The following is a 24920-nucleotide window of genomic DNA, read 5'->3' on the forward strand; positions in this document are numbered from 1 at the left end:
ACGGGTCTGGCCGGCAGCATTGCCGGTCAGATTGTTATTCTTCTTCAGATATGAAGTGGTGAGATTCGGCCTCGTCCTCTGCATTGTTCATAGCTGTGAAATTCTGGCTGAGTAACTCTTCCAGATTACCGTCCGGGCTTATGCCTTTAGAATTCAGGTACATTTCTGTAATCATTGTCATCAGTATCATAGTTCCTTCCCTGGCACCGCTGGCTTTTTTTATTAAATCACGACGATACCCTTCGAGATCGAAACTGGCAGGTTCTTCCCGCGATTTATATACCATGATACCCAGGCGAACGAGTTCATTGACCTGATTGGAATAGCTCACATCGCTGCTTGTGGCGCCCTTCTGTCTTTCAATTTCAAGAATACCTTCAATCTCGCGATCGATTTTATCTTTAAAGTAGATATTTTTACGCGGCATTAATTTTCCGTCCTGTTCAAACAGTGCCGGAAGCAGCACTGTAAGCGAAAGATTTTTAAAAAATGAGTCTGGATGATTTTGCGTAATATGGTGTGCTAATCCGGCACCTGTCAATGAAAAATTACTTTTATACAGGTGTTCGCATGCGGCACTGCATGGTGTGTTAATCCGGCACTGTATAACCAAATATGCTTTATAACTTCCTGAATATACGTAGTACACACCTTTCGGCCACCTTACAGTGCCGCCAGCGGCACCAACAGGTGTGCTGTTCCGGCACTGCTGTGTGGCCGGTTACGGCACTGTCAGGTGTGGGGAATAACACACCTTTTTCGTTATATTTCAAATACCGCACAAAATAATCAGAACAACAACCTGATTCCAAAGGAAAAATCTGCAAGACGAAGTCTTGCGTGGGGTGTCATGTTTTATATGTTTGCAAAGAGCGGCCAATAATAAGCGACACCAGAGCCTCTTTAATATCAGAGACTGACTCCGGGCACGTACCCGCAGCGCTCTCTGCGCGTTTGTAAGAGCGGGTATTGATTTAAATGATCGGCGGGGGTATTTTTTATTGCGCTGCTCCAGCGACATTCCACGCGCGCAAAACGCAAAGGTTATAAATATGAATAAATTCGGTCTCATTCTGCTCTGCGTCTCAATGTCCTGCAGCGCAGCACCGCAAATGTGTTTTGTCCAGGCCGGGCGGGATTACCAAATCGACCCGCTGCTGCTGATGTCAATTTCAATCAAAGAAAGCCGACTCAGGCCCGCTGCGATTAATAAGGCGAACAATGACGGTTCGGAGGATGTATGCGGGATGCAGATAAACAGTTCGCATTACGGAAAGCTGAAAAAGTTTAATATTACGCGATCGGATCTGCTTAATGATCCATGCGTCTGCGTTTACACCGGCGGATGGGTCCTTGCGCATAACTTCAGGTCATACGGAAAAAACTGGGACAGCGTGGGAATGTATAATACCGGGCCGTCGAAAAACCTGATCAAACAGCGACGGGCCTATGCCGAGGATATCAGAAATATTTACCGCATTCTGCTGGCCAGAAAATCCATACTTGAACAGCGTTCTGCATCTGAAGAAGAATCGCAGCTGACAGCAAAAATAACGCCGCAGCCGCTGAAAGACTGATATAAAAAAACCCGGTTAACCGGGTTTTTTTATTCAGCTTTTCAGCCGGGCAAACTCTTCCGCCATTTTCCACAGCGCCTGGTTAAGTTTGATGTCGCCATCAATTCCGGTCACCGGTCGCGTCGTGGTTCTTTTCCCTTTCGCCGTTCTGCCACGCACGCCACCTTTGATCAGATTCTCCTGCACAATATTAAATGACGTCCACAAATCGGTTTCTTTGTCATACCAGGCGCGGGGCTGAATTATCTGCTCCGGGGTGACCGGCGATTTATCCTCGCCATATTTATATTCCAGCGCCATCGCGCCGAGCAGGCGACGTTCGGCGCTGTCGAGCTGGATGCTTTTCATTTTTTCCATATTGTCGGCGACGGCATCGAACACGCCCAGCACCTCATATGCCCCCTCGATAACCTGCGAAACAATATCCCCTTTGTGGGGTACGTTAATTTCGCCGAACGATTTCCAGCACACCAGGCCATTTGTGCAGACCTGACGGAAAATACCCGGGATCATTTTTAACTGCTGGAGCCATCATGGCTGTTCAGTAAAACGATTTCCGGCACCTCTGACCCGCTGCCGTTATTTCCGCGACGCAGACGAATCATGTGTTTGGTAAAGTCCCGGCGCTCCGGATCACGAACCCGTGACTGTCCGGCATAATAGGGTTCGAATCCTTCCTCACGCAATTTATCCAGCAGCGTAATGGTCGGAATATAGGTGTAGCGTTCAGAGCGCGACTCATGTTTTTCAACCGAAAACGCGCTCGGCACGACACGCATTAATTCATCGTTTGTCAGCGGGCGATTATTTCGCATCGTGTTTGGCGCGGCGTAACGGGTGGATAAACGGATCATGATTATTCTCCTTTCAGGATGGTAATAAACGGTAAAAGTTATCCAGTGGCAGCGCAGCCGCGACCGGGATATTTTTCAGAAGCCACACGGCGTAATAATCCGGGGCGCATTCCACAAATACATTCAGCTCAACAGCACCAGGGGGAACAGAGAACACCTCCGGCTGCTGTTCATCGCACGCAGCGGAAACCACCCAGTCAAACAAATCCAGGATCTGACTGTCTGTCAGGTTTTGATCATATCTTCCGGCGGTTTCTCCTCCGGCGGTCTTGCCGTTGACGTTTCGTGTGCGCATTCTGCTTTTCTCCTGTGGTGATGGTTAATCCATCTCCCTGGCTGGTACTCTCGCGGCAAAGGGCAAAGGAGCGACGGCGCGGGAGGAAGGAGGGGGGCGGAGACAACAGTTTTTGCGGCCCTTCGCAAAAAGTTTTGGCGGAGTGCATTTCACCCCCCGGATGACGACCCGGCGGTGCTACAGCCAGCCCTCCGCGTGAGTGCCGGCAAGGGGGTGGCATCACCACGCTGAGAGAATGCGCGCACCCGACACGGCGGAACGGCGTGGCGACCTTAAAGCACCGGCAGCGCCGGGGCGGTGGACGCGGCGCGACCGTTCCGGTCGCAGCAGGCGGTGCCGTTGACCTTTTCCATCGGGGCCTAGCGAAGCCCGAAACCCGAAGGGGTTCGGCCGGAGACTGGAGCCCGCCTGCGGGCGACGGGCGGAGTAGGGCCGACGACCCGGCCGGTACGGACGGGGAGCCGAAGGTGGCCTGCCCCTGACCTTGTTTTTGATTTTGATTTTGGGGTTGATAGTGAAAACATAAGGTAATGATGAGCAACACAATAAAACGTTGCACAACAGCCACTGTAGAAGAGTTACTTAGCAACGGAAGAGTGGGATCACAATGGGAATTGAGGTTAGGTGGTGGGCGGTACAGAGCGGGAGCGCCGCAGGCGCCTCCGCCCTGTTCGGTTCCCCGAAGGGGAACGCCTTTTCTGCGGTTGGCATTGCAGGCAGCGTGCACCCGAATCAGGGCAGGCACACGCAACCGCTGGGCTATTTAAACCTCGGTAGAACCGATCCAGTTGCCCCCCAGATAAGCATCAGCACCCTCTTCCGCTTCCGGCGGCTGAATTTCACTAAGTGAAGCATGTGTCCACCCTGTTAGCGGAGCTGAAACATTCAGCAAAAGCTGACCATTTAAGTCACGAATATCCAGGGCGGCATGTTCTGAGCCAACCAGGAGATCGGGTTCCCCAGGGCGCTGATCAGTAATGTATTTGATGTAACCTGTCATTGAAGCATTTCCTGTGAATTAAAAATAAAGCGCGGTTAAGTCCGGAGCGGCTGAAGCCGCTCCGGACGCCTACTCAGCGGTCTGTTTCCGCTTCAGCATCGAAGTGATACTCCGCGGTTTTAATCAGCTCCGGTAAACCATTACCCGCCGGGGAGATGATCCCCACCTGGTGGCAAAGGTGCATCATATCCGCCATGAAATCGACGATCACGCTTCCCACCGGCTCGCCATCTTCAGCCATGCCGGTGCGTTGGGCAAACAGCCACAGCGCTTCGGCTGCCAGGCTGACGCGTTGCCGGTTGTCGTGTATCACCACGGGAAACTCCGCGATCGGCAGCTGCGCCGCCAGCGCTTCCAGCTCTGTCGCCGGAACTGTCTCAGCCGCAGTGTGTTCCGGGGCTGTATCAGTCAGGTTAACTTTCATTGTTATTCTCCCTCTCAGGCGCAGGCCACCCCCGCAGGGGTGGCCGCCTCCCTTATGCCAGACCCAGCGCCGGATACACGCTGCTGCCGTTATCTGCGTCCGCAGACGCCCCCAGACCGGAATACACCGTGGTCATAAACTCCTGCCAGCGCGCAAAGGGCATGGCGGGAATGTGCGCGGATTTTCCTGCGCGCAGAGCATTTACAAATGCCGTCGCCTGTGCGACAGTTTGCGGGTCAAATATCACGGATCTCATCCTCCAGTTTGTTTTGACGTGGTCGACACCTGTTCCGTGCCGACCTTTGATTAAGCAGGGCTTAGCCCTGCTTTTTTAATGCCCGGAATTCGCTGAATCCCCGGCAAAAAACGTGCTGACGAGACTTTCTCTAATCTGCTCCGGCGTCAGCGTGTCCAGATCGCGGCACTCGAAGAAGCGCCCACGGAAGCGGGCAAAAATGCTGGTCACATCCCCGCCATACCGTTCCGAAGACTTGAACGACTCACACTCACCGCTGCGGTGCCAGTCCATCGGCGGCAGCACTTCCAGCTGGTCGATGTACCGCGCCTCGCTGATTTCATGCCAGGGCTGCCGGTAACCGTCATTCTCGCGTTTTAGTGCATCTACGGTGGAGATCAGCTCCATATCGGGCATCTCCTCGCGCATCTGCGCCAGGGTCTGGCCGCCGAACGTCGAACGCCATTCCCCGCCTGACTGCACGGCGTAAGCCCAGATGCGCGAGCGCGATACCTGAAAGAAGGCCATTTCGGTGGGTCTGAGTGCTGCTTCAGGTGCTGACATTTTTCCTCCTGGTGGCGGCCTGTAGCCGCCATTTCGTTGTGTATCTGCTGCCCGGACGGGCAGCGTGGTAATGATCAGTAGTTTTCTTCGTTAATTTCTTCGAGCTTCGCTTCAAATGCCCGCTCACTTCTGTCATACGCATCGTCAGAAATATTGAAACCTGACGCAGCTGCGGCATCGTAGAAGGCCGGGCGGTGTGACAGCGGCAGTGAATTCGCGTATGAGCACGCCCTGTCCAGAAAGAAAAACTCATAAATTTCATGATGCTGTCCACACCCTTTGCTGGCAGCCTTTGAAAAAGCGTCAAGGAGTGACTTCACAGAGATGACGTCATGCTCACCTGAAGAATTGAGGTTTCTGACGAAGCCATCGCTGCGCAGGGCACTTTCCCACCACTCAGCTGATGCATAAACGGCACGGGTTTCGCCCCCCATCTTCCTGGAAGATTTAATCGTGGCGGTTCTGACGTTGACGTTTTGTGTGTGCATTCTTTAATTCTCCTCGTTGATGGTTAAGTCCATCTCCCTGGTGAGTTCATCGCGGCAAGGGCACAGGAGCGACGGCGAAGGGAGGAAGGAAGGGGGCGGAGACAAAAGTTTTTGCGGCCGTTCGCAAAAAGTTTTGGCGGAGTGCATTTCACCCCCTGGATGACGACCCGACGGTGCTACAGCCAGCCCTCCGCGAAGAACGGCCAGGGAGACGGGCATCAACGCGCTGACAGAATGCACACACCCGACACGGCGGAACGACGTGGCGACCTTAAAGCCCCGGCAACGCCGGGGCGGTGGACGCGGCGCGACCGGGACGGTCGCAGCAAGCGGTGCCGTTGACCTTCTCCATCGGGGCCTAGCGAAGCCCGAAACCCGCAGGGGTTCGGCCGGAGACTGGAGCCCGCCTGCGGGCGACGGGCGGAGTAGGGCCGACGACCCGACCGGTACGGACGGGGAGCCGAAGGTGGCCTGCCCCTGCCCTTGCCTTTGTCCCTGATACTGACTTTCAGGCCCCGGCATCACCCGCCTCATTTTCTGCAGCCCTTATCCTGCGTGGCCCAGCTTGTCCGGCACCTGCCAGCGATCGGCAGCCTTTTCACTGGCGCTCATACCGCTCACCACATCCCTCAGCACATTCAGTACTGACCAGAGCGGTTCATGCCGGTGCCATTCCAGCTCTGCCAGCGAGGAAAAACGTCTCCGCCACTGCCAGAACAGTGCTGCCAGCTCGTACTCACGCAGTTCATCAGCCCAGCGCGTGTACCACGCCCCCACGTTCTCCGGTGACCGGAAGTTCAGGTCTGTCCGGGCCTGCGCGACCAGACTCTGGTGCAGAATTTCCTCCCGGCAGAGGCTTTTATTTTCACGCCGGATCGCTTTATGCAGATGCAGTTTCCCGCGCTGATCCTTCCGGGATGCATTCCGGAACACCACGTCCGGGTAAAGACATTCCTGCACCGTTGCCGGCAGCGGCGAGTGGCAGTGCTCACCCCGGCTGACCAGCAGGACTTCGAGCGCCTCCTCTAGCCTGCGCAGCGACCAGATTTTGAAGTGCGGATCCCAGCCCAGACCCGGAATGGCCTGAGCGGTACGGCTGCTGAGACGACTTTCGCCGGTCAGCAGGCGCATGAATGCACGCGCATGCGGGTTGTCTTCCGGCAGACGCCTGCGGTTCTCGCGGCGCAGCTCGACTTCGGCCACCGCCTGCAGCGCAGCCTGGCGTGCCGGATTCAGGGTAACGAGTGCGAGACTGGCGGGGATCATGACATCACCTCCGCATTCATCAGTTCAGCGATGGTGGCCGCAGAGCAGTTAAAACGGTGCAGTCCGGCAACCTGCGCCAGCAGGGCGCTGACGGCCACCGGGTCATGCCTGTCGCTCTGCGACAGGATCCTTACCAGCCCCCCGTCTGCCGCCAGCAGGAACAGTGTCCAGGCCGGGAGCATTTCACCGGGGCTGCACAGGCAGAGAAAGTAACAGTCTGACCGGTCCGGGGCGAAGCGCAGCTGGACAGGAAACTGGCCGCCGAATTCACAGCGGTACTCGGCATTCACGCGCCAGCCTGGCGGAACCGGAATAGTGTTCATGACGGCGTCGCTCAGCTGGCGACGCTCTTCATCGCCACTTTCTCGGACGGCTTCCAGCTCAGCGGGGATCATGCTGTTGAGGACTGCGGGGGTATATTTCATGCTCATGGTGGTTTTCCCGGTTGCCCCGGTGGGGCAACCGTCTCCTGGTTATGCGGCGTTGTGGTCAGCGGTGTCGTTCAGCGTCGCCGGAACATCCGGCTGCGGGCGGGTCATCCAGTCCGGCACCCAGCGGGTTTCCGCGAGGGTGGCGGCAGCCAGCTTCGCGGCCTCGCCTTTTTTCAGCTTCATCGCCTCGCGGGCGCGGTCTCCGTGCCCGGCCTCTGCCAGCGCGTCGCCGATCTGATCCTTGCTGATGCTGCCAAAGTAGTCCGCATCCGGCTGCCACCATTCGCGCAGGTCGAAGTCCAGCGCGGATTCAAGGGTTTCCAGACTGCTGTCGCCGGTGCGTCCGTACTGCCGTCCCTGCACCCCGTTGATGCCGCATGCCACGCAGTAGCTCAGGAGGGTAAGAAGCTGCTCTGTGGAGAGACCCAGCATGGTGCGAAAATCGGTGTCCCACTGCGGCGGCAGGGTCAGCAGCAGCGCCCCCTTCATGTCCTGCATCCTCTGCCAGCCAGCACCCTGCTTACCTGACGGCGCATCTGACGTGAGGGACCAGGTGCAGTCGCGGATGCTGACACCGAGGGGAGCCTGTACCCTGCCCCCGATCCTGCCGAAGACATTACGGCAGAGCGTCCAGGTCATCAGGGCCAGCGCCACATGCGGTCTGCCGGACAGCGCAGCCTGCACCGCCAGGGTACGTTCGGACGACATGGCCCGGACCAGTTTCTCGGAGAAGGCATCTGCCGGGATGCCGGGGGTCCTGGTGGTGATCACGCGGTCTGTCGCGGCTTCTGTCGCCGGGTGTTCGCCATCTTCATCCCCTTTTTCCTGAGCAGGTTCGACGCGTTTTACGCCACGCTGGATGCAGAAACCCCCGGCTTCATACGAGACCACCACGCCGTGGGCCGCCTTATACGCCGGGGTGAACAGGCGCGCGCGCGCCGCACTCTCAATGTCCTCAATACGCTGCTGAAGCGCGTTTTCGTCCTCTTCGGTTTCGCTCTCCAGTAACTTCTGCTCAAGACCGACCACCGTGGCCCTTTCCTCATCAGTCAGTTCAGGCTCAGGCAGACACACGCGCAGGGTCTGTGCATCACGGAGCGTGATTTCATCCATCCGGCTTTCACACCATGCCCAGCCCTCTTCGCGCTGCAGTCGTGCCGCCTCGCCAGCCAGTTTGTCGAGCAGCAGCCGCTGTGTCAGGAGGCGATCAGCAAACCCCTGCCCTTCGTCACTGAACAGGTCACGATCAACCACGCCCCCGGCCGCCACGTAGGCATCCTCCCCGACGAACCGGAACGCGGCAGAAGCCATGTCTATTTTGATGCTGTTCACCTGCCCCTTCAGCCACACTGACGACGGCATGCCGCTACCAAACGTCTCTTTCGCGCTGTTCCAGATGTCCACCTGGCGGGCATGATCGTGTTCAAGTGTCATCACCTGACACAACTCCAGGGTAATGCGGTCGTGCATCAGTTCCTCAATCAGCGCCGGAGCGAGATTTGCCAGGCTGAGGATGCGCTGGACGTGACGGGCAGTGAAGCCAAAGAGATCGCCGATTTGCGCCGGGGTGAATCCCTGCTCTGCCATCTTGCGGAACCCGGTCACCTGCTCTGCCGGGTGCATTTTGCGGCTTTTTTCGTTTTCAGCCATCGAGGCCGCGACCGCCAGGTGCTCCGGGATACGTTTGACCGGGACGAACGGCTCATCAGCCCCGGTGAAGCCTTCCGCGACGAGTACGCCCGTCGCGCGGGTGCGCCCGCTGCCGCACACCACACCGAGCAGGCCGTCCGGATGATCGACAACCACCAGGTTATGCAGGAACCCCAGCGCCTTAATGCTGGCGGCGTACCCGGCGATTTCCTCGTCAGTATGGGGCACGATGCGGACGTTATAGTCCGAACGGGTCAGGCGGGAATACGGCACGTATTCCACGGGAGCCTGTTGCAGGGCAGCCTCAACGGCTGCCGGCGCGGCGGCGGCTTTTTTCGTGCGGGCTTTGCGTGTGGCGGGTTTCGCCGTAGTATGGGTGGTGACCATTATTGTTTCCTCTTCAGTTACGGTGGTGGTTATGCCGTGGCCGGATGGCCGTCCGGTCACGGCGCTTAATCAGTCGTGGTTTCGCTGCACATCGCGCAGCCGGTTTTCAAGCGTGGCCAGAAACTCCGGCTCAAAAGACCATGCATGCCAGACAAGGCGGCCAAACTGGCGTATCTCAACCTGTACATCCCCGCGTGATGATGCCCGTGCGGTAAAGACGGTCACGCCGTCCTGTAACCGGCGATACCGGGCGATCAGCGCCTTCGCCTGTAAAGCGATTACTTCCTGCGTGTTTTGATCACATCTTCCGGCGGTTTCTCCTCCGGCGGTCTTGCCGTTGACGTTTCGTGTGCGCATTCTGGTTTTCTCCTGTGGTGATGGTTACTCCATCTCCCTGGCTGGTACTCTCGCGGCAAAGGGCAAGGGAGCGACGGCAGACGAATGAACGCACGGGTGTCGGCAAAGCCGCAGCGCAAGCGAGCCGGATTTTCGGCGAGTGCGAACGGGTGCAGGCGACAGCGCCAGGGGCGCGGCCCTTGCGGGCAGGCGGATGACGGTGCTACAGACAGCCCTCCGCGAGGGGGCCGGCAAGGGGGTGGCATCACCACGCTGAGAGAATGCGCGCACCCGACACGGCGGAACGACGTGGCGACCTTAAAGCCCCGGCCGCGCCGGGGCGGTGGACGCGGCGCGACCGGGACGGTCGCAGCAGGCGGAGCCGTTGACCTTCTCCATCGGGGCCTAGCGAAGCCCGAAACCCGAAGGGGTTCGGCCGGAGACTGGAGCCCGCCTGCGGGCGACGGGCGGAGTAGGGCCGACGACCCGGCCGGTACGGACGGGGAGCCGAAGGTGGCCTGTTCCGTATCCTCTTTTGTTTTTCCGGTGTCCGGTTTTTCCCCGCGCAGCTGCTGCACAACTTCACTTCCATGTTCACCCGCACCCGCACCCGCACCCGCACCCGCACCCGCACCCGCACCCGCACCCGCACCCGCACCCGCACCCGCACCCGCAGGATGAAAATCTTTTTGCTGAAGATGGCCAGACTTTTTTTGCCGGAAGAGAGGCACGGGAAGGGAGGCGCTGCGCCGCAGGCGCGGGGCCTCCCTTCCCGGCAGCCCGCAGGGCTGCAGAGGGTTTTGCGCGCGGCCAGACCGTCGCCGGTCTCTGCAAAGGGCACGGTAAGGGGGCGCTCACGCCCCCGGTTTTGTCAGTCCAGCGCGCGGAAGATATAGTCTGCCTCAAAGTGGGTTTCAGCCCAGGCCATCAGCTGGCCGTACCGCTGGCAGAAGAGGTGACACAACTCTTCCTGATCGTGGTGGTGATGAACAAACGTCCGGTGACTGAGCACCAGAGCGGTGATGATGATCCCCGCCGCCTCCGCGCTGAGTTCGCACTCAAAGCCGTTATGCGGGTTGCTGAAAAACGCGGAATCCATCTCCGGTACCATAAAGCCACCGCCACCCGGCAGGCGGTAAAATTCCCAGCTCCCGCCCTGATAGTTATCGATATATTTCGTGGCGTAGCCGTAGACTGAGGACTCGCTCATCACGAAATCCCGTCCGAAAAGTGCCGGTAAAAATGTCAGTCGTTGTGCGCCCTTAAGCAAAACCGCCTCTGTGTGCATTGCCTTTGTATTCATCACATCCTCCGTCGTTAAAGTGGTGTACAGATCCGGCTTTTGCCGTGCCGACACGTCAGCCCGACTTCGAGCGAAGGATGCAAGGGAAGTACCGCAGGCCGCAGCGCAGATAAAAAGCGAGGGGTGGCTGGACGGTTATCCCGCGAAAAATGAGCGGGATAACGACGGGAAGACGCCACTCAGTCATTCGTAACACTGCGACCGGGCGAGGATGAAGCCCTTGCATCCTGAGCGTTCGGGCTAAAGTAGAGGCACGGCAAATGCCGTTGCGGCACGGACTGAAGCCCCGGCCCGGTATGCCGGGCCTGTGAATGCGGAGTGCAACGACCGCCTTATCGCAGAACAGGCGACCGCGCGGGCGGTCACCTGGTATTACTGCCCGGTCATCCGTTACGGGCGTGCATCCGTGACATACACAAACCCGCTTTCAGGGACAGTCACCGCGTCCGGCCACCCGTCCAGCATCCAGAGGCAGACCGTTTCACCCGGACTCTCCATCATCAGGCAGACCGCCCCCTGCGGCGGGAGATAACTGCCGGGGTGGCGGTGCGTACCGGGGCAGCGGAGGATATGGCAGAGCAGATCCATCATCTGGCTGAGGGTCAGATCGTTAATGATTTCGTTCACGTTTACGTCTCCTGTGGTGCCGGCGCCCTTTGCGCCGTGCCGGCACGACACCCCGGTGATCAGTCCGGCATGCAGGGGCGACACCGCAGGCCGCATGCGCCGGGATGAGCGGGCTGAATGCCCCGCGAATGCCGGGGAACGGGCGAGGATGACGGCGAAGAGAACCCTTGCAGGCCAGGACCACCGGGGTACAGTGAAGGCACGGCGTGGAGATCCGGACGCGCCACGGCGCGGCCTGGTATGGAGGAGCGCAGCGACGGCCTTTTCCACTGCCGGGCTGCACAGACCGGGCATTAACCTGTGGATAACGGCCTGCCGCCCGCGCCGGCAGTGAAAAAAAAGGAGGTGGTCATAAATCAACCACCTCCCCTCACTGCTATGCCAGATGCTTCCGCATTTCGGCGGCCCGCCGGTAAACCTCCAGTAGCTGCATGTCCATGTGCTCCGTCAGCATCCCCGCCATTTTCTGCGCCGGGGACGCATCCCGGTACAGATTGTCTTTTGTCAGGTTCCACAGCCGCAGATGAAGCTCATAAAGCGCCTCCTCGATACCCGCCACCTGCGTTATGAAGTCACCTGGCGGCGTGGCCGCAGCGCCCTGCCCTGCCGGTGCGGAGCGCAGACCGGCCAGCAGTTCCAGCACCGTGGCAAAAGAAATCCCCTCTTCCGCATGATCGCCGCCGCCGGTGCTGCCGATCTGCTCAAGAATGCTCTCCGCTTCCTGCTCCGTCATGTCCTCTGCCGCGCCGGCGATGGTTTCACGGGTCCAGACCAGCAGGGCAAATTTTTCATTGTCACCAAAGGCGCGTTTCAGTTTTTTATTCAGTTCTTTACGGGTGCCGTACATCATGATTTTTCTCTTACTGATTCGGTTCTGCGGGCGACAGTGCCGCCCGTCGTGTATGTGGGGTGCGGATATCAGGCGGCAACAGGACGCTGCCGGGCGCGTTGCTCCCCGATCCGTCGCAGCGCGGCGGCGTGGTACTGGGGCAGCAACTCGATGCCAATCCATCGCCGGCCACACTGGTCAGCGGCCACGCAAGTTGAGCCGCTGCCCGCGAACGGATCGAGCACCAGATCGCCGGGGCGTGTGAAGCTCTCGATGAGTGGACGCAGGATGCTGACGGGCTTTTCTGTCGGGTGATGGCGGTTGCCGGTGTATTCCCAGGGCATCACGTCCGGCAGCGGGTTCTGCGGCAGTGCCGGGCGGCCCTTCGCCAGCACGTAGGCGCTTTCGTGCTGATAGCCCACAAAAGCAGACTTCGAGGCATAGGATTTGGTGAAGACCAGATGACCGACCACCCGGAAGCCTGCGGCTTTCCATGCCTGCATGAAGGTGTCCACGCGGTTCCATCCGTAGAAGCTCACGGCCAGGCTGTTGTTTTTCAGGACGCGGAACATCTCCTGACTGGCCGGGCGTACCCATTCGTCGCTCACGTCGCCCGCGATCGAGCGCCCGGACCGGTCCTTAAACCCGACGAGGTACGGCGGATCGGTGAGAATGAAATCGATGCTGGAATCCGGAAAGGTGGCCATCAGCTGCACGCTGTCGCCCTGCATGAATCGGGACATGTCTGCTCCTCAGTCTGTAGGGGCACCCCTGTGGTGCCGTGACCTCCACACAGACGGGCGTCCGGGCGAGAAGGCAGGGGCGTCAGCGCAGGCCGCACGCGCCGCCGGAGCGGACTGAATGTCCCGCGCACGGCGGGGAACGGGCGAGCATGACGGCGACAGCGAACCCTTGCCGGCGAGCCAGCCCGGCTACCGTGAGGGCACGGCACTTTCTGCCCGCCACGGGCCGGACGTCAGGACGGACAGTGGCAGAGAGGTGGAGCGCAGCGACGTCCTTCAGGCACTGAAGCGGTGGCCAGCGCGCTGCACTGGCAGCGGGCTCCCTGCCGCCCGCGCCGGCGGCCTCCGCATTCACCGGGAACCCCGCCCGGAGAACACGGAGGGAACGGGTTAAGGGCGTTTCACCGCATCGATGGCGTAGCGCAGGTGCTCCCAGTTAAACCCGATGTCAGCATCATGACTGTCCTCTGCCACTTCCATCGCCAGCCCCACCTGCTCCTCCGTCAGCTGTGCATCGAGCGTGAGGAAATCCTCCTGCAGCCAGAACGTGCCGCAGCACAGGGCGTCTGCCGGATACTGTGAAAGCCGTGCAATGAATGCCGCCACGGTGCAGTCACCGGGACGCGGTTGCGGCCCTGCAAACACGACGGCGGCGACATCATTCCAGCACCAGTCCGCCTGTGCCGGACACTCAGCCTCAATATCCTCCAGGCGCATGCCGGGCATATTCAGCAGGCCTGTCACCACGTCATCGAGTCCCTGTGCGTGCTCGTCGGCTCCGGTACTGGTCAGGTACCAGCCATCAAGATAGATGGCCATTTCACCGGTACTGAGCGTGACGCGCGTTAATTTCTGCATGTTGTATCTCCTCTGATGCGGCACCCGTTGCGCCGTGCCGACACAAAAGCCCGGCGAAAAGCGGAGGACGAAGGGCATCACCGGAAGCCGCATGCGCCGGCGTGAGCGGGCTGAATGCACCGTGAACGACGGGGAACGGGTGAGGATGAGGATGAGGACGAAGTGTACCCTTCAGGACGCAGCGGCCGGGCCAGCGTGAAGGCACGGTGTGGTTGCTTTGTCAGGAGAATTTCATAATGCGGCAGTCTGCTTCACACAAGAAGCAGACTCTCAGGGCCGGATAGTCCCTGTTGCAGAGGTTACCGGACAAGATTACGCCGGGCTTCCAGAGACTCGATTAACAAACTGATTTCTATATAGTTATTTTGTAAAGCTTCATATGCCGTGTCCAGATCAGCATTGATAGAGACCCCATTTTTTTGTTCAATAGTGTTCATCGATACCATGTAGCTAAGCCCTTTCATTGCATTAGCCACGTCTACCCAGGGTTTTGGCGTATAGCCACGCCATACAGATTTAACGACACCATAATTATCCTCAAGCAGCCTTACTGTGGAATCAAAGCAGGCCTTAGCTCTTTCAATGGTTATATTACTGATAGCCTTGTGCTGTAAATATGCATTGTTGAGTCCCAATGCCATGTCAGCCGCGTTACTGACAGCGTCCTTTAATTCGAGCAGAACATGGTATGGATCGGTAAAAGGTAACCTGCGGTTCTGTACCACATACTGATAGAGCTGGGTGATAGCGTCCGTAGCCGTAATATTCAGTTCCTTATACACCGCATCAGCTTCGGTTTTTAGTTCATCTTCAATTCGAATATTTACCAGTGGCATGTGAGTTCTCCTGAGTTGACACTTTAAGCGGAGTAAAAAACTCTCGCGTCTCTGAATACTACAACTCTATCTTTACTTGTAAAGACAGCGTTGTAAAATCTTCAGTGCTTTTTCAGCTTTCTAACCAGCATTGCTGCGTAAGTTAAAGAAACCGCTTAAGTGGCTCTGGGGAGGAGGAGACTGTTATGCACTCTCAAAACCGGGTAACCAGTTCAGAATGCTAAAAACGAGGTTATTATTTAATTCATACTGCATCAGGCACCGGCAATTTTCGCTGGCTGGGCTATGGAAAAAGCCACCCATTCAGCTGAACCTCAGCGCAGAGACGAAAAAAGGCGGGGTGGTTAGCCCCGCCTTTGTTCAAGTTCCTTCTGCCCTTAAGAGCGTCCGGTCAGTTGCTTGATGACAACGACAATCTGCAGTGTAACGTGAATTATATTCAGCGTTACAAGGATAGTAGTCAGACTTATCACTTAGGCAGCCTCCTGTTAAGGAGAGCGCCACACGTCGCAGGTGCTTTTGGGTTCCCCCCTGCGCCGCATACCGGTAGTTAGCAGGTACAAGCAGCACTCTTTTAGGTGGAAGCAAACCGGACAGCACCACCTGTTTCCGGTCGGGGTAAATCTCCGCGCGACTGAGCTTTTACCCACTTCTGAGAGGCTGCAACGGCGTAGCGCTGCTAACTGAGACGAGTATAAGGTCGTTCAGCTCTGTTCACAACGTTGACCGGATCGTCAATCAGCGTTAATATTGAACATAGTTAGCAGGTACAAGTAGCACCGTATCAGCAGCGGTCACCAGCCGCCGCAGATACAGAAAATTAACTCGGTTTACCAGACCGGGTTTTTTTTCGCCTCACAAAGGCCGTTTCCGGCACAAGACAGATCCTAAGCGAACTCCATTTATTCCCCTAATTGTTTTGGCGTCAAAATGCGGCTTTTTTTCTGTCGTTCGGTAAAACACTTACATCGCTGAAATCCACACCCACTCGCGTCGCTGATGATGCAACATGAATTGTATGTTTCGGAGCGAATCACCCTCGGTTCTCATGCAGTTCGGAACTGTCCAGATGGATTATACCTCATATCTGTGAGCAATATTGGACCCGGTAACATGAAGCTACCTCACTCAAGATTTACGTAAGCGCATAAAAAAACCCGCCGGAGCGGGTTCAGGGACACAGGGGTTTTATCACCGACGGGGCGGCTTTTCTTCGTCAAATGCCAGCAGGACGCCCGCGATAACCATCAGACCGTAGCATATCTGCAGCCCCACCTTTGCGGCGACCGGCACATTATCCAGCGCAACCAGCGGGATGAGGAAGAGGATACTGCCCAGCAGAAAACCGCGACCGGTTTTACGCATCCGGGCATGCAGCTGCTGTTCCGGCACACCTGCGCGGCGCAGCAGGTCCGTCGTCACGCCTTCCGCTTTCTGTTTAATACGTCCCATCATGCCACCTGTTAAAAGAGTTTTTTCATATTGTCACGGACAGCTGACGCCGGTGCTGCCGGCTGCGCATCGCTGACGTCAGCCCTGCCGGCAGGCTTCACAGGCTCTGAACGAGTGTCCTGAGCGGGCGCGGTCACACCGGCAATCTGCCCGGTGAGCGCCCGGAGCGCAGGAATGCTGTCCGGCGGAACCGGCATACTGGTCAGCAGGCGCGGGAGGCGGGCATCGAGCGTGTGCAGGGCGAAACCGGCAATGATCAGGTTTCGCAGCAGCACGCCACGCTGCCGGGAGGTGGTGCCTTCCAGCAGGTCAGCAACGCGCCGGGACTCCTGAGAATCCGTCAGCTGAAGCGTGAAACGTCTGCGGGCAGCATTACCGCTACATTCAGCCTGCGATCCCGTCACGGCAGGCAGTCCCTCCGGCTCCGGTGCTGCACCGGTCTGATACTCCCCCGATAACGCCGCCAGCAGACTGGCCAGCTGACCATAGCGCAGCCTTCCGTCAAAAAGCTCTGTCACCAGAGCGGGGAGACGGTTATCGGCGTGATACAGCACGCTGCCGGCAGCGGCGGCCGTGCGGAGAAAATCTCCCCGCAGCGGCTGTGATATGGTTTCCAGCGTGCCGGCGGCCAGCATGTCAGTGCGGTCGTCAGTGTGGAGATAAAAGGAGTATTTGCCTGCAGGCACGGTCAGCCCTCACGTTGATAACGGGCTATCTCCCTTGCGAGCGCCATCTGCGGATCGCTGATCACTTCAATACGCTCAGCGGCCAGCGGCCATGCCCGGCGTACAGCAGGTTCAATCAGTTCAGCCCCGCCGCCGACCAGGAAAATGCGGTTCACATTCCGGTAGCCGGCCAGTTCGCTGACCACTTTGGCACTCAGGGTGTCGATAGCTTCTTCAATTTTGTCAGTAACATAATCAATCCTGCTCCCATCATTAATGATGCGGTTCAGAAATGCACGATCTTTCCGGTGACGGACCACGCTGTCAGCCACCAGGGGGCTGGTTTCACTGTCTGCTGCGCGCAGTGCTGCCTGGGCCGCCCGCGTGACCATCGACACCCCGACTGAAGGGTTACCCTGCACGGCGCTGATGTCATCAAACTGCCCCACAATCACGCCGGCATCCAGCGTGGTGCCTCCCAGATCGATGATGAGCGTGGTCTCGGATACGCCGGGCTTCAGTTCCGACAACCGGGTGTAGGCCGCCGGCAGGGATTCAGGCATGACAATGACGTCGGTGATGACAAAGCGTTCCCGCTTGTTCACCGTAATGTCGCGCAGCAGGTTCTCACGCTTACGGCGGATGTTGGTTTCGTTCTTCTGGCAGTCCTGATCGTAATATTCACTCAGCGGGAGGGTTACTGTCACCGTCACGTCCTGTGGCGCCAGACCGCTGTTCAGCAGTGCATGGTGAACAGCCAGCAGGTTAAGATCGCCATACTGGTATTCCACATTGGTGGTCGGCATGACGTCACGGCTGACGCTGTCCCAGGTATATTTCAGGGTACCAATCTGGTAGTTGAACGCGTTTGCGCCAAAATCGGCTACTTTCCAGCCATGACGGAATGAGTTGGCAGACAGGTGCGTCTTCAGGCCGTCAGCATCAAACCAGGCCAGTTTAACGTTGGTGGAACCGTCGTCACAGTTGATATTCATTTATTGCATCCTTTATTGTGCTCAATTTGAGAATATCATAATCACCATCAATCAAAATGCAATAGTAAATACTCATAATGAGTATATTAATGTGCTCTTTATTATCCATGTGATTTATTTTTGTCCGTTTAACAGCACGCTGGCGCGCCGGACGGGAATTCACCTTGCGCATTTCGTAAACCGGTAAATATACTGTTTAAACATACAGTATATTTATAACAAGGAGTGGCGTTATGGATCTGATAATGCTGACCCCGACCGAAAGCGCGCAGGCCCTGGCTCTGCCGTTGTTTCTGGAGATGGTGCCCTGTGGTTTTCCGTCTCCCGCCCAGGACTATGTGGAAAAGGAGCTGGATCTCAATGAGTACTGCATCAGACACCGCAGCGCGACCTACTACCTGCGCGCCCACGGCGACAGCATGCGGGATGGTTTCCTCTTCAGCGGGGATCTGCTGGTTGTCGACAGCGCCATGAAGCCGGAGCACGGCGATATCGTCGTGGCCGGTATGGGGGCCGAATTTACCGTAAAGCGGCTGCAGACACGGCCGAAACTGTGTCTGCAGCCCATGAACCCCGCGTTCCCGCCCATTTATCCCGATCCGGATGAGCTGCAGATTTTCGGCGTGGTCACCCACATCATCCACCGCACCCGCGAGGTGATGAAGTGTTTGGACTAGCTGACGTCAACTCATTTTATGCCTCCTGCGAGAAGGTCTTTCGCCCCGACCTGAAGGGCTGCCCGGTGGTGGTGCTGTCGAACAATGACGGATGCTGCATCGCCCGTTCCCCGGAAGCAAAACGCCTGGACATAAAAATGGGCGATCCGTGGTTCAAAATCCGCGAACAAACCTTCGCAGAGAAAATACACGTATTTTCAAGTAACTATGAGCTTTACGCGAGTATGAGTAACCGGGTCATGTCCTGCCTCGAGGAGATGGCACCCCGCGTCGAGCAGTATTCCATCGACGAGATGTTTCTCGATCTGCGGGGGCTGGAAACGGCCACCGGCTATGAAACATTCGGGGCGCAGCTGCGCGCGCATGTTCAGGCCTGCACCCGGCTCACCATCGGCGTCGGGATGGGACCGACTAAAACGCTGGCCAAATCTGCGCAGTGGGCCTCCAAGGAATGGCCCGCTTTCCGGGGCGTCCTGGCGCTGACACCGGGCAACCCCGCCCGGACGGAAAAACTGCTCGCCCTGCAGCCTGTCCAGGAGCTCTGGGGCGTCGGCAGCCGTATTGCCCGCACCCTGAACACAATGGGGATCACCACGGCCCTGCAGCTGGCCCGCACAAACCCGGCCTTCATCCGGAAGAATTTCAGTGTGGTGCTTGAGCGCACCGTGCGGGAACTCAACGGCGAATCCTGTATTCCGCTGGAAGAAGCGCCACCGGCGAAGCAGCAGATTGTCTGCTCCCGCTCTTTCGGGGAGAGAATTGTCACCCCCGAAGACATGCGGCAGGCTGTCTGCCAGTATGCAGAGCGCGCAGCCGAGAAACTGCGCACAGAGCGTCAGTACTGCCGGCATATCTCAGTATTCATCAAGACCTCACCCTATGCTGCTTCAGAGCCTTACTACGGTAACGTGGCGGTTGAAAAGCTGGTGACGTCCACCCAGGACACCCGCGATATCATTGCGGCCGCCATGCGCGGCCTGGCGCGTATCTGGCGCGAGGGCCACCGGTATGCCAAAGCCGGTGTCATGCTGAATGACTTTACCGCCACCGGCGTGGCCCAGCTGTCCCTGTTCGATGAGCAGCCGCCCCGCCCGCACAGCCAGGAACTGATGAACGTCCTGGACGGCATAAATCAGTCCGGCCTCGGTCAGCTGTGGTTTGCCGGCCGTGGCATCGCCCCGCAGTGGAAAATGAAACGGGAAATGCTCAGTCCTGCCTACACCACACGCTGGAAAGAGATCCCCCTGGCCCGGATTGGATAAGCCAGGTGGTTCCGGCACCCTGCTCACACAAGCACGGCAGGACGCCGTGCGAAGCTCCGATCTGATTAACCGCACAGGCCACAACCGGTAACCCGGTGCAGCCGGACAGGCCTTTCAGTCCGGGTGGGACGGGTTGGGCAAGCCCGGAGGATTCCGGGCGCGGCAGTAAGATTTATGCAGGCGGTTACCTCAGGTATTTCCCACGCAGAGTTAAGTCCTGTTGCATCAGATATATCGCTCTTTTACTTCTTTAGTTTTTCCCGTACGGCCCTCTCACCGGATTGGCCCTGAACCAAAATCCTGTTCCGTTCAGAAAAAAGATTCAGGCATTATCCATATTTCACTGAACGCTAGTTGTGCTGATGAAAAAAATTCGATTCATCGGACAGCAAATCCTCTTGACCCACAGCAGTCTGAATTGGGCAACTCAGTGTCGTAAGTCTTCCGTAAGCAGGGGTCCGGATGCCATATTTTTAGATGGCGTAAGAAATAAGACGGTATTTTTCCCGCAGAGCTGAAGCATATACGTCAGCTGTAAGACGAAAGTCTGCGGCCGGAAAACTGGCGGCCGAGTTGAACCTCAACAAGGCTATGTTCCATGACCTACAGTAAAAAAGAGTACATGCTGGCACGACTGCGTGAATAATGAGTCCCCGTGTTACAGGCACATTATGAGTCCACAGAGCGGAAGCTATGTTTTGCGTTGCATGTCAGCTGCAGCTTATTCCGTTATCATTATCTGAACGCTGAGGGCGAGAAGCTTAGCCTGAGTATCCGCTAATAATGAAAACTAAAACTGAAAAATAGGAACAACTGGGCAGGCTTTATTTCGGGTTTGAAGGGTTTGGCAAGCCCGGAAAATCCGGGCTCGGTTTGGGAAAAACATCATGAAATTGTGGCGATTTCAGAGTGAAATTATGAAGAAAAAATATTTTAAATCAGACAATTAACTACGTAATTTCGCTGGCGAAGAATCACCTTTACGCATCATGAGAAAGATGTTTTTGAAGAGTTTTCGCTACAGCCTCATCGATCTCGTCCTGCAGTTCTTTCGATAATCGATTGAATTCGTAAACAAACATGCGCCCTTTATTACGCTTTCTGGCAAATCTGTCTTTGTCCGGGAAAGACCACAGGTTCGTTACAACCGCTTTGTCTTTGCCTTTAAGAGAAGCCATAGCTGCGGTTTCACGGGTCAGGATCTTGATAATCCTGTTTTTAACTTCGTCTTCAGCAAGCGAGGCATTAGCCAGGATGATATTAATTTCCGGTGCAGTTGTTTCGAGCAAGGCCTCAATAGAAAGGTCTTTAGCCTTGAGCATTTCTTCCAGCGCACCTAACGCCTTGTAATCTGTAAATCCTAGTTCCGACTGAACCGGGAATATCGAAACTAACAAAGCTGATACAGATGCAGCCTGAATAGCGCGCGTAACTTTTGCTTCCGACAATCCTTCCAACCTGGCAATATCTTTCTGGCTCATGCCCGTGTTTTTGAGCGTTAAAAGACGTAACCCGATCTCACGGATATTGTGCTCTTTGGCAGTCTGGATATCTCTAGCCAGTTTCCGCGCTTCATCGGTAGATATAGGCGACTTCGTCACCATGATATTTAACGCGGTATGGCAAAGGATAGCGGATGCTCGCCGTCTGGAACCATCGATTATCTCAATGCCTTCTTCACGCTTAATACCAATACACGGGAAGAACTGCTGCAATCGAAGAGTGGATGTAATGTCCTTCAGGGATTCAGGTGTCAGACTAGATTGATCGCGGCCATTCGTCTCCTGCAATACGTATGTCTTGCCTTCTACTTCATTTGCAGGAATGGTTTGCAAAGTGAAGACGGCTTTCCGTCCAGTAGAAAGGGTAAAAATTTGCTCAAGCGCACTGTCTGATAAGTTATTAGTCATTGCAGACGGGTTAAAGGTCCGACCAATGGTTGCTCTTTTCGTGCTCATAAGTCCCTCAATTTGCTCGGATAAATTCAATACGATCAAATACAGCTTTTGCAAAATCTTCTGCTGCCAATCGGGCATTTCTCAGAGCTTCGTTGCTGCCAATATAAGTCGATGGATTAGCAGATATGACAGTATCAAAAGACTCCCCACATCTTTCAAAACCGTCCAGGCGGGGCAGGGCGACATCCAGCATGTCACCGCCAAAAATTTCTTTCGCAAGGCTATGGCACAATTTATGGTCTGGTTTATTTGAAAGCTTGGACATGAAGCCAATGTTGCCAACAAGGTGACATGGATAACCTGATTCTGTGATGATATCCACCAGTTCAGGTAGACGGGTCAAATACTTCAGTGTCGAGTGAAAATCTACCTGTGCAGGTGGCACTGGAGTCAGAAGTAAATCCGCTGCGGCAATTGCATTTTTCAAAAAGGCATCAAGATGGGGTCCGCTATCGATGAAAATGAAATCATAATCGTTCTTGAGCTTAGCTATTAGATTTTCTTTCAGGACAGCATGTTCGTTCTGAGCAGGTAGATGTTGGGCACATAGTTCTGTCCATGCTGATGCTATAAACGCATCGTCGATGGAAGCAGGGAGAACATCCACACCCGGGACAATAGAAGATACGATAAACTCATCAAGTAGTTCTTCCCGCGTAACATTCTGCAGCATTGCCTGCGCTGCGGTAGTTTCGACTATGCCAACAGCCTGCGTATGATTTAAAAACATCGTTGCAGATGACTGGGGATCCAAATCAATAACTAGAATCCGCAGATCTTCAAAGAGCAAATGAGGATGCGTACGTAGGGCATGTGCCAGAGAAACGGTAGATACGGTTTTTGAAACCCCACCTTTTAAATTTCCTACAAAAACGGTAAAGGCTTCCTGATGTCTGTCCCTGTATTTCGGGACTCCGCGGTGATGATAAATATCGATAATGTTCTGAATGGACATTGCATATTTGGAGGATGTCCCGGCTGGTCGTTTATCAAAGACATAGCCTTTTTCTTCCATTTCATTTACTGCGTAATCCACGTTTGCTCTGGTGAGCTTTGGCAGTTTAGCCAATGCTGCTTTCGCATATACTTGATAGTAAACATTTTCTTGCAATTCTTCCTTCTGAGCCCGAATCTGTTCGGTCAGACCAATGAGCATTTTTTCAGAACGTTGCGCTACTTTAAGTAACTGTGATGAGTTGTTCATCAAAAGTTCCCTTTATGCAGGATTAATGAATTTAATCAAGAATGCTACACATAAGAAACAAAGTAAACATATAACCCAAAATTTTAGCGTAAAGATCAGATGTTTGCTCTCATTGGGATTGGTGATCGAGTTTCTGAATTAGTTGCAGAGTGAAATAGTTAGTGCAGCTAATTGTGCGCAGATAATCTGAGGCTGAGCATAGTTTGATTAAAAAGCAGATCCTCTGTTTTACCATTGGATAAGACCACAGAAGACAAAAAAATACTGTAACTCTATGGCGTTATCCACTTATCCACCGAGTAGATCCAAACAATAATGATCCTAAGTAGATCAACTATAAGATCCAAATAGATCCCCGATCGCTGAGAGCCGCGCCAGTACTGGGCTGGGAGGGGATTGACATAAGCTATAAAGAGAAGAAGATAAGCTATGATAAGCACCATATAAACTACAATGAGATAACTCTATGCTGTAGACAGTAAACAATATAAGCTATAGTCAGATAGCAGCGGTAAGCGGCTGTATAACTTGTGTCTAAAAACCACTCTATTTTTCATTGAGCTACGATGTGTTTTATTACATCAGAAAGATTTCGTTGCTCAACGATCCACAGATCTGGAGCTCGTCTTGGAAAACGAAAATAAAGATCTTAAAACCCTGTTTGAAGAGATGGATAAGTCTACTGGTGAACTTATTACCCTCACTCCAAATTCTAATAATACGGTTCAGCCAGTCGCGCTAATGCGACTTGGTGTTTTCGTTCCAACACTCAAGTCCCTGAAAAATAGTAAAAAGAATACGTTATCAAAAACTGATGCGACCGAAGAGCTGACGCGTTTGTCCTTGGCCAAAGCGGAGGGTTTCGACAAAGTCGAGATCACAGGTCCGAGGCTGGATATGGATAATGACTTTAAAACCTGGGTGGGTATTATCCACTCCTTTGCCAAACATAAAGTGATAGGCGATAAGGTTCAGCTATCATTTGTTGAATTCGCCAAACTCTGTGGGATACCATCGAGCCAGTCCTCACGCAAACTCAGGGAGCGCATCAGCCCCTCATTGAAGCGTATAGCAGGCACGGTAATATCATTCTCCCGCACCACTGAAAAGCATACCAAAGAGTATATAACTCATCTGGTACAGTCTGCATTCTATGATACCGAACGTGATATCGTGGTTCTGCAGGCGGATCCGCGGTTATTCGAACTCTATGAATTTGATAAAAAAGTACTTCTTCAGCTTAAGGCTATAAACGCGTTGAAGCGCCGCGAGTCTGCTCAGGCGCTATATACCTTTATAGAGAGTCTGCCAAAAGATCCTGCCCCTATATCGCTGGCACGCTTAAGAGCAAGATTAAGCCTGAAATCACCAGTATTCTCACAAAATCAGACCGTTCGCCGGGCTATGGAGCAGCTCAAAGAGATTGGTTACCTTGATTACACCGAGATGCAGCGCGGACGCAGCGTGCTGTTTAACGTACATTACCGTCGTCCCAAGCTCAAAGCACCTAAAGACGCTAGCGAAGAGAATCCTAAGCTGACTGGCAGTCCCGCAAGTCCTCCCGATCAAGAGCTTACCGAAAAACTCCAGCTCCTTGAAAAGCTTGGCATCACCATGGACGACTTGGAAAAACTCTTCCGTAATAAGTAATCGAATAAGCGAGAGCGATTAATCACAATTCAATTCTCATCGCCAGTGAGTACCGACGAGGTCAGTGCTCACTACAGCTTATACATATTATTTGGCGAGTACTTTTGCTAATCCTGTTCTTCGGTCAGCCGATCCTGGCTGCTATTTAGTCGCTATAGTTTATGTTTCACTCATCATTAGGTGATAATCCTCACTATAGCTTATGTATCAACATGCCAGAAGTAGCTCTGCTTCCTATAGCTTATTTTTCGATGTTTGTAAGTGCTTGCTTACCTAGGTGCCTAATGAATGCGTGGCTTACGTTAGGGAAGGGAGTGATATCTATTGAATAACATAAACTATAGCGAGATAGTA

At 55.1% G+C, this 24920-nt stretch carries 25 protein-coding genes and 2 pseudogenes; 4 read left to right on the plus strand and 23 right to left on the minus strand.

Annotated elements, in window-relative coordinates; all coding sequences use genetic code 11:
• Nucleotides 1-34 precede the first annotated feature (34 nt).
• A complete protein-coding gene (locus tag ABIC80_RS21750; RefSeq protein ID WP_346441169.1) occupies nucleotides 35-649 on the minus strand; it encodes a relaxosome protein TraM in 615 nt (204 codons plus the stop codon).
• Between the two features lie 403 nt (nucleotides 650-1052).
• On the opposite strand from ABIC80_RS21750, the gene ABIC80_RS21755 reads away from it, so the two are divergent.
• Nucleotides 1053-1577 (plus strand): lytic transglycosylase domain-containing protein, encoded by a 525-nt coding sequence (locus ABIC80_RS21755; protein WP_429178533.1) that lies wholly within the window; start codon nucleotides 1053-1055, stop codon nucleotides 1575-1577.
• Between the two features lie 33 nt (nucleotides 1578-1610).
• Here ABIC80_RS21755 and ABIC80_RS21760 read toward each other — a convergent pair.
• From ABIC80_RS21760 to parM, 20 genes and pseudogenes are all read right to left on the minus strand, one after another.
• Nucleotides 1611-2428, minus strand: a pseudogene (locus ABIC80_RS21760) (DUF932 domain-containing protein).
• Between the two features lie 16 nt (nucleotides 2429-2444).
• Nucleotides 2445-2726 (minus strand): hypothetical protein, encoded by a 282-nt coding sequence (locus ABIC80_RS21765; protein ID WP_054804373.1) that lies wholly within the window; start codon nucleotides 2724-2726, stop codon nucleotides 2445-2447.
• A gap of 763 nt (nucleotides 2727-3489) precedes the next feature.
• Complete coding sequence (locus tag ABIC80_RS21770) at nucleotides 3490-3726, minus strand: hypothetical protein (protein WP_429178534.1); 237 nt, start codon at nucleotides 3724-3726, stop codon at nucleotides 3490-3492.
• Between the two features lie 73 nt (nucleotides 3727-3799).
• Nucleotides 3800-4150 (minus strand): hypothetical protein, encoded by a 351-nt coding sequence (locus tag ABIC80_RS21775; protein WP_429178535.1) that lies wholly within the window; start codon nucleotides 4148-4150, stop codon nucleotides 3800-3802.
• Nucleotides 4151-4259: 109 nt separating this feature from the next.
• Nucleotides 4260-4406 (minus strand): annotated as a pseudogene (locus tag ABIC80_RS21780) (succinate dehydrogenase flavoprotein subunit); the annotation flags it as partial.
• Between the two features lie 75 nt (nucleotides 4407-4481).
• Nucleotides 4482-4949 (minus strand): hypothetical protein, encoded by a 468-nt coding sequence (locus tag ABIC80_RS21785; protein ID WP_429178536.1) that lies wholly within the window; start codon nucleotides 4947-4949, stop codon nucleotides 4482-4484.
• A 74-nt stretch (nucleotides 4950-5023) separates the two neighbouring features.
• Complete coding sequence (locus tag ABIC80_RS21790) at nucleotides 5024-5437, minus strand: hypothetical protein (RefSeq protein WP_429178537.1); 414 nt, start codon at nucleotides 5435-5437, stop codon at nucleotides 5024-5026.
• A gap of 546 nt (nucleotides 5438-5983) precedes the next feature.
• Complete coding sequence (locus ABIC80_RS21795) at nucleotides 5984-6703, minus strand: plasmid SOS inhibition protein A (protein ID WP_429178538.1); 720 nt, start codon at nucleotides 6701-6703, stop codon at nucleotides 5984-5986.
• A complete protein-coding gene (psiB, locus tag ABIC80_RS21800) occupies nucleotides 6700-7134 on the minus strand; it encodes a conjugation system SOS inhibitor PsiB (RefSeq protein WP_429178539.1) in 435 nt (144 codons plus the stop codon). The genes ABIC80_RS21795 and psiB overlap by 4 nt, the downstream gene beginning before the upstream one ends.
• A gap of 42 nt (nucleotides 7135-7176) precedes the next feature.
• Nucleotides 7177-9171 carry a ParB/RepB/Spo0J family partition protein gene (locus tag ABIC80_RS21805; RefSeq protein ID WP_429178540.1) on the minus strand — a complete coding sequence of 665 codons (1995 nt, stop codon included), beginning with the start codon at nucleotides 9169-9171 and terminating at the stop codon, nucleotides 7177-7179.
• Between the two features lie 69 nt (nucleotides 9172-9240).
• On the minus strand, nucleotides 9241-9528 hold the full coding sequence (locus ABIC80_RS21810; RefSeq protein ID WP_429178541.1) for a hypothetical protein: 288 nt from the start codon (nucleotides 9526-9528) through the stop codon (nucleotides 9241-9243).
• Nucleotides 9529-10378: 850 nt separating this feature from the next.
• The gene (locus tag ABIC80_RS21815; RefSeq protein ID WP_277170556.1) at nucleotides 10379-10717 is read right to left on the minus strand and encodes an antirestriction protein; all 339 of its coding nucleotides are present in this window, start codon (nucleotides 10715-10717) and stop codon (nucleotides 10379-10381) included.
• 483 nt (nucleotides 10718-11200) lie between these two features.
• Nucleotides 11201-11437 carry a hypothetical protein gene (locus tag ABIC80_RS21820; RefSeq protein ID WP_094419039.1) on the minus strand — a complete coding sequence of 79 codons (237 nt, stop codon included), beginning with the start codon at nucleotides 11435-11437 and terminating at the stop codon, nucleotides 11201-11203.
• Between the two features lie 376 nt (nucleotides 11438-11813).
• The gene (locus ABIC80_RS21825) at nucleotides 11814-12287 is read right to left on the minus strand and encodes a DUF1380 family protein (protein WP_225975751.1); all 474 of its coding nucleotides are present in this window, start codon (nucleotides 12285-12287) and stop codon (nucleotides 11814-11816) included.
• A gap of 68 nt (nucleotides 12288-12355) precedes the next feature.
• Nucleotides 12356-13009, minus strand: coding sequence for a DNA methyltransferase (locus ABIC80_RS21830; protein WP_429178542.1), 654 nt, complete (start codon nucleotides 13007-13009; stop codon nucleotides 12356-12358).
• Between the two features lie 390 nt (nucleotides 13010-13399).
• Nucleotides 13400-13867 carry a hypothetical protein gene (locus tag ABIC80_RS21835; RefSeq protein WP_429178543.1) on the minus strand — a complete coding sequence of 156 codons (468 nt, stop codon included), beginning with the start codon at nucleotides 13865-13867 and terminating at the stop codon, nucleotides 13400-13402.
• 299 nt (nucleotides 13868-14166) lie between these two features.
• Nucleotides 14167-14703 (minus strand): type II toxin-antitoxin system RelB/DinJ family antitoxin, encoded by a 537-nt coding sequence (locus tag ABIC80_RS21840; RefSeq protein WP_429178544.1) that lies wholly within the window; start codon nucleotides 14701-14703, stop codon nucleotides 14167-14169.
• Between the two features lie 1191 nt (nucleotides 14704-15894).
• The gene (locus tag ABIC80_RS21845) at nucleotides 15895-16158 is read right to left on the minus strand and encodes a hypothetical protein (protein WP_429178545.1); all 264 of its coding nucleotides are present in this window, start codon (nucleotides 16156-16158) and stop codon (nucleotides 15895-15897) included.
• A gap of 8 nt (nucleotides 16159-16166) precedes the next feature.
• Nucleotides 16167-16841: a plasmid partitioning/stability family protein gene (locus ABIC80_RS21850; protein WP_429178546.1), complete on the minus strand. Its 675-nt coding sequence runs from the start codon at nucleotides 16839-16841 to the stop codon at nucleotides 16167-16169.
• 2 nt (nucleotides 16842-16843) lie between these two features.
• Complete coding sequence (parM, locus tag ABIC80_RS21855; protein WP_429178547.1) at nucleotides 16844-17815, minus strand: plasmid segregation protein ParM domain-containing protein; 972 nt, start codon at nucleotides 17813-17815, stop codon at nucleotides 16844-16846.
• A gap of 233 nt (nucleotides 17816-18048) precedes the next feature.
• Between parM and umuD the strand changes: the two genes are divergently transcribed.
• Together umuD and umuC are read left to right on the plus strand one after the other, a co-directional pair.
• Complete coding sequence (gene umuD, locus ABIC80_RS21860) at nucleotides 18049-18492, plus strand: translesion error-prone DNA polymerase V autoproteolytic subunit (RefSeq protein WP_232045628.1); 444 nt, start codon at nucleotides 18049-18051, stop codon at nucleotides 18490-18492.
• Nucleotides 18480-19754 carry a translesion error-prone DNA polymerase V subunit UmuC gene (umuC, locus tag ABIC80_RS21865; protein WP_429178548.1) on the plus strand — a complete coding sequence of 425 codons (1275 nt, stop codon included), beginning with the start codon at nucleotides 18480-18482 and terminating at the stop codon, nucleotides 19752-19754. The genes umuD and umuC overlap by 13 nt, the downstream gene beginning before the upstream one ends.
• 980 nt (nucleotides 19755-20734) lie before the next feature.
• On the opposite strand, the gene ABIC80_RS21870 is transcribed toward umuC, so the two are convergent.
• A complete protein-coding gene (locus ABIC80_RS21870) occupies nucleotides 20735-21712 on the minus strand; it encodes a ParB family protein (protein WP_429178549.1) in 978 nt (325 codons plus the stop codon).
• Between the two features lie 7 nt (nucleotides 21713-21719).
• Nucleotides 21720-22916 carry an AAA family ATPase gene (locus tag ABIC80_RS21875; RefSeq protein WP_369811801.1) on the minus strand — a complete coding sequence of 399 codons (1197 nt, stop codon included), beginning with the start codon at nucleotides 22914-22916 and terminating at the stop codon, nucleotides 21720-21722.
• A gap of 669 nt (nucleotides 22917-23585) precedes the next feature.
• On the opposite strand from ABIC80_RS21875, the gene ABIC80_RS21880 reads away from it, so the two are divergent.
• Nucleotides 23586-24566: a RepB family plasmid replication initiator protein gene (locus ABIC80_RS21880; RefSeq protein ID WP_042716117.1), complete on the plus strand. Its 981-nt coding sequence runs from the start codon at nucleotides 23586-23588 to the stop codon at nucleotides 24564-24566.
• Nucleotides 24567-24920 lie beyond the last annotated feature (354 nt).

This window comes from Kosakonia sp. 1610 (assembly GCF_050435845.1).
GTDB lineage: Bacteria > Pseudomonadota > Gammaproteobacteria > Enterobacterales > Enterobacteriaceae > Kosakonia > Kosakonia cowanii.

What these genes read in the sequence shown, in the direction of transcription:
- ABIC80_RS21755 (WP_429178533.1), top strand. Translation starts at nt 1,053, where the DNA reads ATGAATAAATTCGGTCTCATTCTGCTCTGCGTCTCAATGTCCTGCAGC.
- ABIC80_RS21765 (WP_054804373.1), bottom strand. Translation starts at nt 2,726, where the DNA reads ATGCGCACACGAAACGTCAACGGCAAGACCGCCGGAGGAGAAACCGCC.
- ABIC80_RS21770 (WP_429178534.1), bottom strand. Translation starts at nt 3,726, where the DNA reads ATGACAGGTTACATCAAATACATTACTGATCAGCGCCCTGGGGAACCC.
- ABIC80_RS21775 (WP_429178535.1), bottom strand. Translation starts at nt 4,150, where the DNA reads ATGAAAGTTAACCTGACTGATACAGCCCCGGAACACACTGCGGCTGAG.
- ABIC80_RS21785 (WP_429178536.1), bottom strand. Translation starts at nt 4,949, where the DNA reads ATGTCAGCACCTGAAGCAGCACTCAGACCCACCGAAATGGCCTTCTTT.
- ABIC80_RS21790 (WP_429178537.1), bottom strand. Translation starts at nt 5,437, where the DNA reads ATGCACACACAAAACGTCAACGTCAGAACCGCCACGATTAAATCTTCC.
- ABIC80_RS21795 (WP_429178538.1), bottom strand. Translation starts at nt 6,703, where the DNA reads ATGATCCCCGCCAGTCTCGCACTCGTTACCCTGAATCCGGCACGCCAG.
- psiB (WP_429178539.1), bottom strand. Translation starts at nt 7,134, where the DNA reads ATGAGCATGAAATATACCCCCGCAGTCCTCAACAGCATGATCCCCGCT.
- ABIC80_RS21805 (WP_429178540.1), bottom strand. Translation starts at nt 9,171, where the DNA reads ATGGTCACCACCCATACTACGGCGAAACCCGCCACACGCAAAGCCCGC.
- ABIC80_RS21810 (WP_429178541.1), bottom strand. Translation starts at nt 9,528, where the DNA reads ATGCGCACACGAAACGTCAACGGCAAGACCGCCGGAGGAGAAACCGCC.
- ABIC80_RS21815 (WP_277170556.1), bottom strand. Translation starts at nt 10,717, where the DNA reads ATGAGCGAGTCCTCAGTCTACGGCTACGCCACGAAATATATCGATAAC.
- ABIC80_RS21825 (WP_225975751.1), bottom strand. Translation starts at nt 12,287, where the DNA reads ATGATGTACGGCACCCGTAAAGAACTGAATAAAAAACTGAAACGCGCC.
- ABIC80_RS21830 (WP_429178542.1), bottom strand. Translation starts at nt 13,009, where the DNA reads ATGTCCCGATTCATGCAGGGCGACAGCGTGCAGCTGATGGCCACCTTT.
- ABIC80_RS21835 (WP_429178543.1), bottom strand. Translation starts at nt 13,867, where the DNA reads ATGCAGAAATTAACGCGCGTCACGCTCAGTACCGGTGAAATGGCCATC.
- ABIC80_RS21840 (WP_429178544.1), bottom strand. Translation starts at nt 14,703, where the DNA reads ATGCCACTGGTAAATATTCGAATTGAAGATGAACTAAAAACCGAAGCT.
- ABIC80_RS21845 (WP_429178545.1), bottom strand. Translation starts at nt 16,158, where the DNA reads ATGATGGGACGTATTAAACAGAAAGCGGAAGGCGTGACGACGGACCTG.
- parM (WP_429178547.1), bottom strand. Translation starts at nt 17,815, where the DNA reads ATGAATATCAACTGTGACGACGGTTCCACCAACGTTAAACTGGCCTGG.
- umuD (WP_232045628.1), top strand. Translation starts at nt 18,049, where the DNA reads ATGGATCTGATAATGCTGACCCCGACCGAAAGCGCGCAGGCCCTGGCT.
- ABIC80_RS21870 (WP_429178549.1), bottom strand. Translation starts at nt 21,712, where the DNA reads ATGAGCACGAAAAGAGCAACCATTGGTCGGACCTTTAACCCGTCTGCA.
- ABIC80_RS21875 (WP_369811801.1), bottom strand. Translation starts at nt 22,916, where the DNA reads ATGAACAACTCATCACAGTTACTTAAAGTAGCGCAACGTTCTGAAAAA.
- ABIC80_RS21880 (WP_042716117.1), top strand. Translation starts at nt 23,586, where the DNA reads ATGGATAAGTCTACTGGTGAACTTATTACCCTCACTCCAAATTCTAAT.